This window comes from Dapis brunnea BLCC-M229 (assembly GCF_050015995.1).
Lineage (GTDB): Bacteria > Cyanobacteriota > Cyanobacteriia > Cyanobacteriales > Microcoleaceae > Trichodesmium.
Genome location: NZ_JBNHEP010000135.1, coordinates 1 through 15,998, shown reverse-complemented (window position 1 = coordinate 15,998; position 15,998 = coordinate 1). Strand labels below are relative to the sequence as shown.

The following is a 15,998-nucleotide window of genomic DNA, read 5'->3' as shown; positions in this document are numbered from 1 at the left end:
AATCATCATCTGCCTCTAAGTCAGAATCCAGTCCCATATCCAACTCATCCGCTGCAGACTCCATTTCCAAGTCCAAATCATCATCTGCTTCTGAGTCAGAATCTAATTCCATAGCCAACCGATTGTCACTTTCCAGTTCCCAGTCTGACTCACCTTGGTCATCACCAGACAAATCATCCGAATCTCGATCCAATCCGGCAGCCAATGCTACTCCCCCAGCTACAGCAGCTGCCCCAGTAATTGCAGCAGCAGCAGCACTACCTAAATCATTAGAATCCTCAATTGTATCTGGCATAAGTGGCTGATTTGCTCCTGGTGACTCCAGAGCATCTTCGCCTGTAGTATCCAAAGACGATATAGATGTTGATTGGTCTAAGGGAGAACCAGATTTTACGCCTATGGCAATGTCAGGGTCAAAATTTAACCCTAAAACCTCTACTAAACTGTCTGCATCTGCCTTAAGTTTAGAGAAAGGCAACATTAATGCCTCTAATTCTGGTTCCAGGGCATTGAGAACTCCCAGGATAAGGTATGACACAGGTCTCCTGCCTCCATCAGGAGTTTGGACCGTATTTTGTTCTGTCATGTGGAGTATTAACCATGGGCGATTTTTTTGGTAATACTCTAACCATTTTTGTTTTAGGGACGTTGATAATTGTTTAAAGAAAACCATGATCTTTATATTCCTTATCCTGAGAAGGGCTAAATCTATTAAACCATCATCAGGTCAAGCTCTTCATCCTCTGAGATAACTTGAGGCTTACTGGGATTTAAGTAGAAATCAGATAGTAGGGAGAACAAATCACGATCAGGAGATTCGTTGGGTACTACTCCCTCTGGCAGAGCCAAAATTTGGTCGGCGATATTCAGATAATAATTACAAACGTATTGGAGAGAAGGATCGGTTTCGGCCATTTCAAATAATGTTTTGCCTTTGACACGAGAAACTCGAATATCTTCAATTAGTGGTAGAACTTCTAGGACTGGCATTGGTACGGCTTCTACATACTTATTAATTAGATCGCGTTTGGATGTACGATTCCCTATTAGGCCAGCTAAACGTAGGGGATGGGTACGAGCTTTCTCTCGCACGGAAGCGGCAATGCGGTTAGCTGCAAATAAGGCATCAAAGCCATTATCCGTAACAATCATGCAGTAGTCGGAATAGTTGAGTGGAGCTGCAAAACCACCACAAACTACGTCACCCAATACGTCAAATAGGATTACATCGTATTCGTCAAAGGCGTTTAATTCTTTGAGTAGTTTTACTGTTTCCCCAACAACGTAGCCACCACAACCTGCTCCAGCGGGAGGTCCACCTGCTTCTACACAGTCTACACCACCATAGCCTTTATATATGACATCTTCTGGCCAAATATCTTCATAATGGTAGTCCTTTTCTTGCAAGGTGTCAATAATTGTGGGGATGAGAAATCCTGTGAGGGTAAATGTACTGTCGTGTTTTGGGTCACAACCGATTTGTAGAACTTTTTTACCACGCTTGGCTAAGGCAACTGAGATATTGCAGCTTGTTGTAGATTTGCCAATTCCACCTTTTCCGTATACTGAAAGTTTCACTTTTTTTCTCCTAATAATTCTCTAATCAAATAGAGCTACAAGAATCGGAAGTCAGAAGTCAGAAGTCAGAAGTCAGAAGTCAGAAGCGATCTCTGATAATTGATAACTGATAACTGAAATGACTGAGTTTTAGCATTTATCAATGTCCGCGCCCTATTTGCGTAATGCTATAAACCTATTTTTTTGCTTCTCAATGGAATTATTGTCTAACTTCAGTACAAAAAAAAGGGGGTCAAAATTTATAAACTACTTTAAAAGTAATTATTTAGTTTTAATTTTTTCTAAAGTTTATTTTTTCAATTATTAGTAATAATTAGTCTAAATTTTGTCATTATTAATAAATTTGTTTAATTATTAAATAATAAAAAGTTACAATATTAAAAAATCTACTCACTAGCTTATATTAAGAAAAAATTTTGCTGCAGAAATCTAAGTTATCAGAGACTTTGAGACTAGAATAGATATCAAGTTTAATTTGAGTATTGGATTATGAGCTTCTAATAAATTCAATTATTAAAGTTAATAATCAACCAAGGTTAATTTTTATGACAAAAGTTTGATTTAAGTAGTGAAAATAACCAACCAGTCACAAAATACTCAAAGCTTTACTAATCAATATTTTCGACCTAGCGACACTAGAATGGCCGGAAAATTACACTGAAATAAAACCCAGAATCTTGAGCATTATTGCCACGATCGTCTAGGTGTACCAAAGGCAAACCATAGTCCAAACGCAGATCGACCTCTGGCAGAAGTTGCCAAATCAAACCTATTCCAGCTCCGGCCAAAAATCTTTGGTCTGGTAAAAATTCATTATTAGGATTACTACCATCATTCCAAACAGCTCCAATATCTATAAAAGGAGTAAGCTGTATCAATGGCAAACCAGACTCATCGCGATAAACCGTAATTCTATCCTCAATAGAAAATCGAAAACCATTATCTCCTGACCTGACATTCTGGCGATAGCCCCGTAAAGACAAACCACCACCAATAATAAATTGTTGATATGGCAACACACCAGTTGAGGACAATTGCAAATCTCCCTGGATAATCAATAAATGACTACCACTTAATCTTTGTACCCTTTGTACTTGGCCTAGCCAACTCAAAAAATGTCCATCAGGTTCTGGATCTCTCCTGACAGTAGCATCAAATAAACCAGTACCAATATTGAATTGCGATCGCAAAGCCCAAGCACCTAGTGGGTCTCGACGAATATAATCTTGTCCCAATCTAATCACAGTACTGCTATTAATACCATCATCCTGAGTGTCATTTGGATCGGCAAAATTAAAAAGTTGATCGTCAAGGAAAGATTTTGTACGTTGATAAGTCAAACCCAGAGACAAAGCAAATTCTTGTCTGGGATTTCTAAATATAGGTTGACGATAACTAAACTCATATACATCTGTTGTGCCAGTAATCTTCAAATCTCCTGAAAATTCTTCACCAATTCTATTACTGTTAGGTGCTGCTCTTACTTGTAAAGTGCCATTCATGGCATTAATAGGTAAGTTATAAATAAAATCAAAGACATCTGATTCATCATCAAACAATCTGGTGGTATTATAGGATGCCACAAAAAAATCACCCCGTCCAGTTAAGTTGCGATGTAGCGCAGTCCAACCAGTTCGTTCTGAACCTACGGTGGGAGGAGAATAGTTATCAGTATTCATACTCAACTCCAAAGGATTTGTTTCTGTGACACGAACAATGAGAATACTTTCCCCTGGTGTTTCACTAGCTCGCAAACTAGCTTCAATATTTTCAAATAAAGGATTAGACCGAAGTAACCGTAGTTGATTTTCTAGCCTAGCAGTGTCTAATGGCTTTTCCACCCCAAGTCGTATCCGACTCTTTATATAGGAGTCTCGTAATCTTTTTGTGCCTTCAATTTGGATTTCTCCTAAAATTCCCTCTACAACTTCAATCTTAACTGTGCCCTCTGTGATAGTTTGGGGAGGTAAAAATGCTCTTGAGGTAATATAGCCACGTTCTAAATAAATTTCGGTAATTTTATCTGCTACTTGCCGAAGTTCTAATAGAGTGACTAAACGTCCTTCTAGTGGCCTAACAAGAGTATTAATTTCTTCTGGGGTTAAAATTGTACTTCCTAATATTAAAATTCTCTGGACAGGAATTTGTTGAGTTGGTTCATCTGGCAGGGGTTGGGGTGGTGGTGGTTTTTGTAGTTCTTGTTCTTTGGGGGTTTCTGGTTTAGTTGGTTGGGGAAGGGGTTGGAGAAAGCGATCGCGATTTGGCTCTGGTCGGGGGTTTTCTGGTGGTCTTGGTGGGTTTGTTTGAGTATTTTGAGCATAACTGGGTTGGCTAGGAATTAAAGTATTAATAATTTCAAAAGGAGTAAGTATTTGCTGAGTATTGGGTAAGGTTTCGGTTAATGTTTGTAGTTGTGTAATGTTTTTTTCTTGAGGATAAGTTTTTGAACCTGCGATTAATTTTATGCCTTCTCTTTTTTTTAATTGAGATATTAAAGTTTTACGATTAAGGTTTTTATGTTGATGTTTATGAATCAGTTTGTGAGTTGATTCTGATGTAAATTTAGATTTTTTGAGGGATGAATTTTTCTCTTTATTAGCTGTTAGTGAAGTTTTATTCAAGAATTTATCTACAGATAAAATTTTCTCTTTATTAGTTGTTAGTGAAGTCTTATTCAAGAATTTATCTACATCTGTAGTTTTGGATATAGCTCGATCGCCTAATAGGCAAATAATTATAAATGTACTAGAAATTAATGGTATTATTTTAAACATTTCAATAGTTATAATCCAGGTATTGTCTAATTTTAGTTGCCAGATAAAAAGATATTTTTAAATTATTAACTTTATGGAAGAATCCCAGGATAAATAAACACTTTTAGATGTAAAATTACAAAATAAAGTATTCTCATAAATTTATTCTATATTGATGTAAGCATTCAGCCTTCAGCTATCAGCTATAAGTTATTAACTTATTATCTCATTATCGTGGAAGGAGGAATTATATCAATTCCCATGCATTAATGCTATACTTGGGAAACACTTTATTTATTAATAGTAATTAACACAACCATAACAACTTTTTTGCTAATAATTAGCAAGTTAATGTTAATTATTCTTATGTTTACTTATCCCCCCACTCCCCTACTCCCCTACTTTTACAGGGGTAGGTTTTTAACAAAGGAGCGATCGCTCCCTTTAATTCAGTATAAAATTCTCAAAAAAATGTACTTTTTTATACAATAAATACCTATAAACTCCCCCCTCCTCCCCCTCTTCCCACACTTCTTTTAGATCAAAGGTAAAAAACCTACCCCTGTGAAACTCCCCTACTCCCCCGCTCAATAAAATGTAGAAAAGTTTTTGAGAAATGGTATTAGTCTCCAAGGAGAGTTAAAAATTACGACTAAAGTATACTCCTTTAACCTGAGAAATAATTATTCATTGATGCATCTGATTGCTGACCACTAATAGCTGAATGTCTACATATTGATTGAGAGGAAACTTAATTTAATAAACACTTATACATTAGCTATCAACTATCAACTATTGCTTTTGGTGTCTGATAAAAGCCTGATTAATTCAGCCAGAATTAAATCTTGTTACAAAAGCCGACTGCTACTGCTAAGACCTGACAGTTAATAGCTAAATGGTTAAATATAAGTTTTTTCTGAAGCAATAGCACAAACTATTTTATTTTGTCAATAATTGTATGGTAGAAAACCAATATTAAAGCATGTTCTCTGAAAATATTTCTTCTGAATTTAACATGAAATTTGAATCATCTGAGAGTACCCAAAAACAAAATTCTGGGCCACGGACTATTAGACCAATTGGAGTAGCTTCATTGCATAGTATTGCCTTTTCCAGAGAGACTCTCTATGCTATTGACAAAAATCGTGGTTTTCTGCTAAAGATTAACCCAAAAACAGATAATACAACTGTTATTAATCCTTATCAGACTGATGAATTTATTGATGTTACTGGTATTTCTATCTGGAAAGATACTCTCTGGTTGACATGGGAAAATAAAATTTATTTCTGTCTCAATGCTATTGGTAATTTATCAGAGGGACGTTTACAATGGCAACATTTTTTCACTTTACCTTATGCTGCTGATGGAATTGCTGTCTGGGAATCAACTGTTTATGTAACTTGTCAAAAATTAGGTAAAATTATAGTTTTTGATAAAAATACTAAACAACAAATTACAGGATTTTATGCTCCAGGAATAGGGTTTGAAAATATTACAGTACAGGATGAAGAGTTGTGGCTTTGCGATCGCGAGGAGCAGACGGTTTATTGTTTAGAAAGGGGAACGGGTAAGGTTAAATTTAGCGTACTGACTCCTTTTGAATCTCCAACTGGGTTAGCATTTTATCGCAATTTAACCACAGGGGAACGACAACTTTATGTTGCTTATTCTGGAGATGAACTTTACATTAGGGATGATCCGAACTCAGAACAACAGTATGAATTGAATAAGCGCGATCGGACTTTTATACATCCCCTTTATTTTTATTACAATGAACAGGAAAAATATGCTGTTTCTAATGGTTTTTTAATTGAGATGTCTTATGTGGAAGAATTAGAACCATTAGATGAAATCTTTTTAGAAGATGTGGAATGGCGTATTGCTTTACCTTCAGAAACTCATCGTCAAAAAGTTAGGGAAATTTCTCCTATAGGAATGCCTTTTACTGAAGAAATTCAAGATGGTCAAAAAGTTGCTGTTTTTCGATTTCAACCACTGCGTCAAAGTGAAAGACGGATATTTGGTTGGAAAGCTTTATTAGAAGTCAGGGCAATTAAGTACCAAATTCAACCTTTTAATGTAGAAAATATTCCGGAAATTCCACCAGATTTTCAAGAAAAATATCTGGTGGATAATGATAATTTGGCAATGGATAAGGAAATAGTTATTCGAGCTGCGAAAGATGCTGGTTCGAGAGAAAATAATCTATTACGTCAACTTTTGAATATTCGGAATTATGTTTACGATCAACTTTCTTATGGAGTAACAGCTAAGATTGATACTCCCGATATTGTGCTGGAAAGAGGTATTGGTTCTTGTGGAGAATATGTAGGATTACTGTTAGCTTTGGCACGATTAAATGGTATTGCTTGTCGTACAGTAGGTCGCTATAAATGTCCGGCTTTTGCTGATAGAAAAGGTGTGCCTTTAGAACCAGAGTTTAATCATGTCTGGTTAGAATTTTATCTACCTGGTTTTGGTTGGGTGCCGATGGAGTCAAACCCTGATGATTTACAGGAAGGTGGTCCTTATCCGTTAAGGTTTTTTATGGGGTTGGCTTGGTATCATGTAGAAATTGGTAAAGGAATTAAGTTTGAAATCATGAAAAATAAAGGAGTTCCTGTTAATAAGGAAGAAGTTTCAATTGGTAATTTGGCAATTAATCATGTTAGATTTACAATCTTAGAAGAGTTACCTGCATTAGCTGAAGTCAGAAGTTAGAACTTAACTTATATCAAATTCGGTTGAATACTTGTTATATAGTTGGGATAGGGAGATGGGGAGATTGAAGTGTAGATAGAATTATGAACATATACTATATAACCGGATTCTATATTAGAAGTCAGAAGTTGGGGAGATGGTAGGGACATTGTATGCAAAGTCTTTCATTAATTGATATAGCAATTCCCATGCTGGTGAGGTACAAAATTCCTTGGTTTTAGGGAGTAGGGAGTAGGGAGTAGGGAGTAGGGAAGATGGGGAAATGGGGAGTAGGGTAGGAGAAAAACAACTGTACCTCAGTAATTTGAGAAACGCTATAATAGATAATTATCTCTGGTTAAAACCGAGGAGATTCAATCTAAAGAGATCTTATTAATGGATAATTGATAGTGGATAATCGATAATGAAAACTATCTCTAATTATCAATTATTAATCAATAAAAATTATCTCTCATTATCCATTATCCATTGGTAAAGAGAGGCTTTAAAACGAATTGATTAATTATCAATTATTCATTGGTAATAGTTGCATAAAACGTCTGTAGATAGTAGTAGTTCTGGTTCAGTCAGAACGAAAAGAAAAAAGACAAAGGTACTTCAGTAACTTGAGAACCGCTGTAATGTTTTTGATATTTAGTGAGGTAATTTTTTTCTATTCCCCATTCTCTTTTGCTTGTGTGAAAAATCAAGGATTTATATTTAATAAGGAAGAAACTTAAAGTTGACTAAAAGAAATTTTTTTGATTTTTTTTACTGGGTGGGTACAGTTTAATACTAATTTAGGTTCCCTATTCTGTAAAGTCTTAAAACTTTCTACCTCGTCAACCATAAAACTGCTACAATTATTAATTATTAATTATTAATTATTACCAGGAGGAGTTGTGGAATTTACAGCAATAAACATCATGGCTATAGCAGCATCAGGATTAATGTTAATTGTGACAGTAGGAATTATATATTTAACGGCTTCTGAATGGCGCGATCGCAGACGTCAACAAAGGGATAAAGCTGGTCGTTAAAGATTATTGAGCCTCTATTCTTAAAGTAGTTAGTTTATCAGTTTTTAGTCAAGAGTCAAGGCGATAATTTAAGTTATCGCCTTTTTGAGACTTTAAGTTAATACAGAAAAAAAGATGAATAGAGGATCACTGAAAAGAAGAAAATACTCTACCTGATTAATCTGAAAACTCTTATAAGTACCGAGAAAAAATTAATTACAGATTCAGTCAAGACAAAGTTGCTTTTTGGATATATTTCCTTTTTTAACTAGGAAACTTATGTTGCACAACTACCTATAATTATTTGCTAGAGAAGATATACAGTAGATTTCGGATAAATGAGGTACAAGGAGCGAATACTAAAACTCTTAATGCCTAAAAATAATAGAATTATGAACAACAACGAAATTACAGTTCTGATAGTAGACGATCAGCCTAATAATTTATATGTTATTTCTAAGATTATTAGTCGGAAAGGATATAACTTTATCCAGGCAAATTCTGGGGAAGAAGCATTAAAATCTGCAAATAGTAATATAGTAGATTTAATTTTAATGGATGTGATGATGCCAGTAATGGATGGTTATCAATTATGTAGACAGTTAAAAGCTAATCCAAAAACTGCTAATATACCAGTGATTTTTTTAAGTGCTCTCTCCGATACTGATGAAAAAGTAAAAGGATTTGCCGCCGGAGGAGTAGATTATATTAGTAAGCCAGTTAATTCTCAAGAATTATTAGTAAGAATAGAAACTCAAGTAACAATTACAAAACTGCATCTAGAATTAAAAGCAAAAAATCAGCAATTACAGCAGGAAATAGAAATCAAGAGACAGATAGAAAAAAATTTATCGGCAATTATTAGTAATATGTCAGAATGTCTGATGATTATTAATAGAGAAGGTAAAATAGTTTTTGTTAATCAGGCTACAGAATTATTATGGCAAAGATCGGCAGCAGATTTAATAGGTGAAGAAATAGGTTTGCCCTTTATAGATGGTAATGAAATAGAAATATATGTTCGACAAAAATTAGGAAAATTGATATTTCTAGAAACACGGATAGGAGAAATAATTTGGGAAAATCAAATCGCTTATCTGCTGACTATGAAAAATGTCACAGAACTTCGTAATGAACAAGAACGTTTAAAACTATTAGAAAGAGCAATATTTACAGCACCTCAAGGAATAGTAATTTGTGATGTAAGTTCAGATAATCAACGAATAATATATGTTAACTCAGGTTTTGAAAAAATTATGGGTTATTCAACACTCGAAGTTATTGGCAGAAATTATCCTTTTTTAAAAGATACCGACACAAATAAACCAGAAATACAAGAAATTAGAGAGGCGATCGCTACGGGGAAAAAATGCCAAGTAATATTGCAAAATACTCACAAAGATGGTAGTAAATTATGGAATGAAGTCACAATTTCTCCAGTATATGATGACTACGGGAACTTAACTCACTATATAGGTGTAGAGGTAGATGTTACTGAGCGCATAGTTGCAGAAATGGAACTTTCTACAGCCAAGGTCTCCCTAGAAAAACAAATACAACAAGCATTGTTGCTCAAAGAAATTACTGACAAAATTCGCTCTGATTTGGAACCAGCGCAAGTATACGAAACAGCAGCAATTCAAATAGCAAAGGTTCTAAATGTAGATCGTTGTCTCATTCATACTTATACAGAATTTCCTATACCAAGAATTCCGATGGTCGCTTATTATCAAAGTTCCGATCTAGATTTAATCTCTAATTTGGAAATACCTATATTGGGTAATGACCATGCTGAGTTGATGTTGTCACAAGATTCAGCGATCGCTACTGATGATATTTATACTGAACCTCTGCTACAAGAAGTCTTGCATCTATGTGAACAACTTAAGATTAAGTCAATGATGGCAATTAGAACTTCCTATCAAGGCAAAACTAATGGAGCGATAGGTCTGCATCAATGTAGTTATATGCGTCATTGGACAGTAGAAGAAAAAGAGTTATTAGAAGCAGTAGCAGCTCAAGTAGGTATTGCCATTGCCCAAGCAAATCTTCTGGGGCAGGAAAAACAACAACTACAAGAATTAGGGCAGCAAAATCAAATTTTGCACCAAGAAATCCAAATTAGAAGACAGATAGAAGAATCACTCAAAAAAAGTGAGGAACGTTGGCAATTAGTATTAAAAGGTAATAATGAGGGGATTTTTGACTGGAATATTAAAACTAATGAAGCCTTTATGTCAGCAAGGTTAAAGGCAATATGGGGGTATGAGGAATATCAAATTATATCCCATTATGATGAATGGTGCAGTCGTATTCATCCAGATGATTATAATAGGGTGATAAATTTTTTAGAGGATTACCTAGATCGAAAGCATTCACAGTTCAGTATTGAATATCAAACAGTCTGTAAAGATGGTATCTATAAATGGATTTCAGCTAAGGGAAAAGCTCTTTGGGATGATAATGGTATTCCAGAGAGAATGGTAATTTCTCATCAGGATATTAGCCATCGCAAACAGATGGAAGAAGCTTTAAGAGAAAGTGAAATTCGTTATCGGGAGTTGGTAGAGTCACAGAATAGTGTATTGGTTTGTCGATGGAGAGCAGATGGTAAGCTCACGTTTGTTAACCATTACTACTGTCAATTTTTTGGTAAATCTTCAAGTGAATTATTAGGCAGTAAATTTTTCCAATTTATACAGGATGAACTAAGTCACGAGCAGGTTGAATCTATGAATCCAAAAACTTTAGAAAATCAGATGAAATCTGCTTCAGGAGAAGTACGATGGTTGAGTTGGACAAATCAACCAATTATCGATCAAGATCGAAATTTAATTGAATTTCAATCTTTTGGCATTGATATTACAGAGCAAAAACAACGGGAAGATGCTCTGCGTTTGATTGTTGAAGGAACTGCAAGTTATACAGGTAAGGATTTTTTCCATGCTTGTGTTCAGAATATAGCTCAATTTTTACAAGTTCGTTATGTTTGCATTAGTGAATCAAAGGAATCAAAAAATCTTGTGGAAAAGAGAGCATTTTGGAATGGTTCAGAAGTAAAAGATCGGATTTTATCTTCCGCACTACACAGTCCCTGCGAGAAAGTATTAGAAGGTAAAATTTGTCATTACTCAAACTCCGTACAACAACTTTTCCCTCAATATCCTTGGTTAATTGAATTCGGTATAGAAAGTTATTGGGGTACTCCTCTATACAACTCGAAAGGTAAAGTTATTGGTTTGTTAGTGGTGATGGATATCTTACCCATGAATATTAGTTCCTCTCAAGAGTTAATTTTGAAAATTTTTGCGACACGGGTGGGAGCAGAATTAGAACGTTTGCAAGCAGAGGAAAAACTTAAAGGTTCCCAGCAAAAACTTTCATTCCTGTTACAAAATACTTCTGTTGGAGTGATTGAATGGAATACTAAGTGGGAAATTGTCGCTTGGAATCATACTGCAGAATTAATTTTTGGCTATACTGCTAAGGAGATAATAGGTAAGAAAGGATTAGAATTGATAGTTCCTGAAAATAGTAAAGCCCTGGTGGAAAGTATAACTGAAATGCCTTTGGGCGACAACTATATAATTACTGAAAACTTAACTAAAACCGGTAAAACAATTGTTTGTGAGTGGTATAATACACATCTGTTAAACCCAGAAGAAATAATTATTGGATTTGCTTCTATTGCCATTGATATTACTGAGCGTCAGCAGCAAGAGTTATTAGAAAATGCACAAAATACTGCCCTGAAAATGGTAGCTCAAGGTAAATCATTACATGAGATTTTATTAGAATTAACAACTCAAATTGACAAAATATTACCATTACTGAATTCTGCAATTATATTAGTGGAACCAAATGGTGAATATTTACGTACTTTTGTAGCACCTAATGTTCCTCAAGTTTGGCTACAAGCTATTGACTCTATATCTGTTAATAACCTTTGCTGTTTTGGTAAAGTAATTAGTCTTCATCAACGGGTAATTATTGAGGATATTGTTAATGAACCACGATGTGCAACTTTGAAAGAACAAGCTTTGTCTGCTGGTTTGTATTCTTGTTGGTCTGAACCAATTTTTTCTGGTGGAGAAGAGCAAGTTGTTGGTACTTTTATGATGTACTTTAGCAACAAGCGAATTCCTGAACCAAGAGATTTAGAAATACTTGAATCTTTAGCAAGATTAACAGGTTTAATTATTGAACATAAGCAAGCAGAAATTGAGCTGAAAAATGCTAAAGAAGCTGCAGAAGCTGCTAATTTTGCTAAGAGTAATTTTCTGGCTTCTATGAGTCACGAGTTGCGTACTCCTTTAAATGCAATTTTGGGTTTTAGTCAATTGTTGGCGCGTGATAATTCTTTAAATGAAGAGCAAATTGACCAAGTAGAAATTATTAATCGTAGTGGGGAGCATTTGCTAAATTTGATTAATGATATTTTATCTATGTCTAAAATTGAGGCAGGTAAAGTTACAGTCAAGGAAAATTTATTTAATTTATACGATTTTCTGCAAAGTCTGCAAAATATGTTCAGTTTAAAAGCAAGTGAAAAAGGTTTAGAACTATTATTTATATTAGCAGATGACCTACCTCAAATTATTACTGCGGATGAAGGAAAGTTGCGCCAAATTTTGATTAATATTATAGGTAATGCTATCAAGTTTACATCTCAAGGAAAAGTTAGTTTGTCAGTATTTAATAGTGACTATTCAGGAAAGATAAAATTTGCTATTACAGATACTGGTCCAGGGATTGAAGAGTCAGAAATAGATGCTTTGTTTCAGCCTTTTGTGCAAACTACTACAGGTCGAAAATCAATAGAAGGAACAGGCTTAGGTCTACCTATTAGTCGTGAATTTGTCCGGTTAATGGGGGGAGAAATATCTGTTAGTAGTCAAGTAGGAAAAGGTACAACTTTTACTTTTGAAATTGTTGCAAAAATTCTAGAAGAATTTCGAGAAATAGCAGTAAAAGAAACATTATCTAATCAACAAAAAATAGTAGGCTTAGAACCTAACCAGCCTAGTTATCGAATTTTAGTAGTTGAAGATGTCAAAGAAAACAGTCAATTATTAATACAGTTATTGCAGCCCTTAGGATTTCAACTTCAGATTGCTGAGAATGGTGAAGAAGCTATATCTATTTGGGAAACTTGGCAACCACATTTAATTCTTATGGATATTGTTATGCCCGTTATGGATGGTTATGAAGCAACTAAAATTATTAAGCAAACAACCTTGGGTAAAGCTACTATTATTATTGCTTTAACTGCTAATGCTTTTGATGAAAATCGTGATGCTATTTTGGCTGCTGGTTGTGATGATTTTATTGCTAAACCTTTTTCAGAAACTGTATTGTTAGAAAAGTTAGCTAATCATTTAGGAGTAACTTATTTATCTGAAAATCAGGCATCAAATTCTATTGCTGCAACATCTCACATAGAACTTACAAAAAAATCTTTAAGTATGATGTCTTCTGAATGGTTAGAACAATTACATTTTGCTATATTATCTGTTAATGAACATCAGGTAAATGAGTTAATTCAGCAAATTCCTCAAACAGAGGTTAAACTGATTAACCGCTTAACAAATTTAGTCGAAAACTTTCGTTTAGATGTTATTCTTGAGTTGATAGAAAGTGAGGAATAAATGGATAAAAAAAACTCTCAGGATTTGCCAGAAAATATTTTAGTCGTTGATGATGCACCAGAAAATTTGCGACTATTATCAAGTATGCTTGAGCATCATGGATATCATGTTAGGAAAGCTATTAATGGCAGAATTGCAATTAATGGCGCACAAATTGCTAAACCAGATTTGATATTACTTGATATTAATTTACCAGATATAGATGGTTATGAAGTATGCCAAAAATTAAAATCTTTGGAACAAACCAAAGAAATACCAATAATTTTTATTAGTGCTTATAGTGAAGAAGTAGATAAAGTTAGAGCATTTGAAGTAGGAGGTAGAGATTATATTACCAAGCCCTTTCAACTTCGGGAAGTATTGGCACGAGTCGAAAATCAACTATCTATTTATCAGTTACAAATGCAATTAAAAGAGAAAAATTTAGAGCTGCAAAAAGAATTTATTGAACGTCAAAGTGCTGAGGAACAACTGCGTTTTTTATTATTAACCACTCCAGCTATTAGTGCTACCTTAGATATTCATTCCGCACTAGATGTCACCCTCAACCATATTTGTTCAAATATTAAGTGTGATTTTGGTGAAGCTTGGCTGCCTAGTTCTGATAATTCTAGACTTGTATATAGTCAATCTTGCTATCTTAATTCACAAGATTTTTCTCAGTTCCAAAATTATAGCAAAAGATTAACTTTTACTTCTAATGTAGATTTAGTAGGTAGAGTGTGGCAAGCTCAAGATGCAGAATGGATAGAGAATATTTCTGAGACATCTCCTACAGTTTTTCAACGTTATGATATTGCTTTAAAAATGGGATTAAAATCTGCTTTTGCTGTGCCAATTTTGTGGAACGATCAAGTATTAGCAATTTTGGTTTTTTTTAAGAAAGAAACTTTGGCAAAAAATCAGCATTTGATTGATTTAGTGAAAATAGTAGGAACTCATTTAGGAGTAGTGATGCAAAGTAAAAAAGCTGAATATATTCTCAAATTAGCTAATCAAAGGTTATCTCTACTTGCTACTCTCGATGGTTTAACTCAAATAGCTAATCGTCATCGCTTCGATCAATACCTAGAACAAGAATGGCAGAGAATGAAACTGGAAAATTTGCCTCTATCCTTAATCATTTGCGATTTAGACTTTTTCAAATTATACAATGATAATTATTCTCCTCAAGCTGGAGATGATTGCCTAAAAAAAATAGCAAAAACTATTCAAAAAATTGTGACTCGTCCTGAAGATTTAGTAGCTCGTTATGGAGGAGAAGAATTTGGTATAATTCTACCCAATACTAATACTGAAGGTGCTTTAATTATTGCTGAAACGATTAGATCGGAAGTGGAAAATCTAAAAATTATCCATGGTCAGTCTCCCATTAATGAATTTGTCACAATTACTATGGGTATATCAAGTATAGTTCCCCAAGAAAATAACTCATTAGCAGAGCTAATTACTCTAGCAGAACAAGCACTATATAAAGCTAAAAAACAACGAAATTGTTCATGCCAACTGTGAAAAAATAATCTTAAGTAGTCATGCAAATTTAATTACCTAGTCAACACAGAAAACAAAAAAACCTGTAATAGTCTATATTCAAAGAATACAGCGATTTATTATTACCTTAAAATATGTGTAATACCAATTCCCATCCATTAATACTATACTTCCGATGACACTTCAGTTATTAAGTAATAATACTACTTCAGTAACGTTTGTAAATATTATCGGCATTAAATCAAAATATATTATGTCTTTTAACCCTACTCCCTACTCCCTACTCTGTACTTTTGAGAAATGGTATAATTAATTTTGCCCATGTACTTAAAGATGCTATAGATAAAGAATAATGAAGAGAGAATAAAATTTCTAGAATTGTTCAATCATATATAGCAATCCTATTTCAGTTGTAATATTTTGGTGGTAATTAGGAGTCAGTCCTCAGGAGTCAGGAGTCATAATTTTAAAGGTTTTCCGTTAATATTAACTATTCTAAAAATTTTCACAAATGATTTAGGATTGCTATATATAGTGGATTCTAGGTTTATGAGGTACAATGGCACTAAATTTTTAAATAGTTTTTGAAGTATATAATAAAGTTTTCATGTCTTTAATCAAATCTGCTAGAATCACTGTACCACAGTTACATGGAATAGGCTGTAAGTAGTCCTGCTTTTAGGAATTTCCTAGTTGAGAGAGGGAATAGGGAATAGGTACGGAGGGAGAAATAATTGATAACTTATGGATAAGATTGACATACTCCCGACGCTCCCCTACGGGAGAGCGCGGGATTCTTCAGTCAGAA

At 34.2% G+C, this 15,998-nt stretch carries 6 protein-coding genes; 3 read left to right on the top strand and 3 right to left on the bottom strand.

Annotated features, from left to right (window positions below):
• The 3 genes from ACP6PM_RS16005 to ACP6PM_RS15995 all read right to left on the bottom strand — a co-directional run.
• Positions 1-673, bottom strand: a 673-nt coding sequence (locus ACP6PM_RS16005; RefSeq protein ID WP_426586284.1) for a DUF5331 domain-containing protein, incomplete at its 3' end; no start/stop codon positions are given.
• Between the two features lie 38 nt (positions 674-711).
• Positions 712-1,578 carry a ferredoxin:protochlorophyllide reductase (ATP-dependent) iron-sulfur ATP-binding protein gene (bchL, locus tag ACP6PM_RS16000; protein WP_426547468.1) on the bottom strand — a complete coding sequence of 289 codons (867 nt, stop codon included), beginning with the start codon at positions 1,576-1,578 and terminating at the stop codon, positions 712-714.
• Positions 1,579-2,213: 635 nt separating this feature from the next.
• Complete coding sequence (locus tag ACP6PM_RS15995; protein WP_426586282.1) at positions 2,214-4,352, bottom strand: ShlB/FhaC/HecB family hemolysin secretion/activation protein; 2,139 nt, start codon at positions 4,350-4,352, stop codon at positions 2,214-2,216.
• A 994-nt stretch (positions 4,353-5,346) separates the two neighbouring features.
• On the opposite strand from ACP6PM_RS15995, the gene ACP6PM_RS15990 reads away from it, so the two are divergent.
• The 3 genes from ACP6PM_RS15990 (at position 5,347) to ACP6PM_RS15980 (ending at position 15,211) form a co-directional block, all read left to right on the top strand.
• Positions 5,347-7,053 carry a transglutaminase domain-containing protein gene (locus ACP6PM_RS15990; RefSeq protein ID WP_426586280.1) on the top strand — a complete coding sequence of 569 codons (1,707 nt, stop codon included), beginning with the start codon at positions 5,347-5,349 and terminating at the stop codon, positions 7,051-7,053.
• Positions 7,054-8,443: 1,390 nt separating this feature from the next.
• On the top strand, positions 8,444-13,699 hold the full coding sequence (locus tag ACP6PM_RS15985) for a PAS domain S-box protein (RefSeq protein ID WP_426586278.1): 5,256 nt from the start codon (positions 8,444-8,446) through the stop codon (positions 13,697-13,699).
• Positions 13,700-15,211, top strand: coding sequence for a diguanylate cyclase domain-containing protein (locus ACP6PM_RS15980; RefSeq protein ID WP_426586276.1), 1,512 nt, complete (start codon positions 13,700-13,702; stop codon positions 15,209-15,211).
• Positions 15,212-15,998 lie beyond the last annotated feature (787 nt).

Coding starts and splice junctions, on each gene's coding strand:
- ACP6PM_RS15995 (WP_426586282.1), bottom strand. CDS start 4,352: ATGTTTAAAATAATACCATTAATTTCTAGTACATTTATAATTATTTGC.
- ACP6PM_RS15990 (WP_426586280.1), top strand. CDS start 5,347: ATGAAATTTGAATCATCTGAGAGTACCCAAAAACAAAATTCTGGGCCA.
- ACP6PM_RS15985 (WP_426586278.1), top strand. CDS start 8,444: ATGAACAACAACGAAATTACAGTTCTGATAGTAGACGATCAGCCTAAT.
- ACP6PM_RS15980 (WP_426586276.1), top strand. CDS start 13,700: ATGGATAAAAAAAACTCTCAGGATTTGCCAGAAAATATTTTAGTCGTT.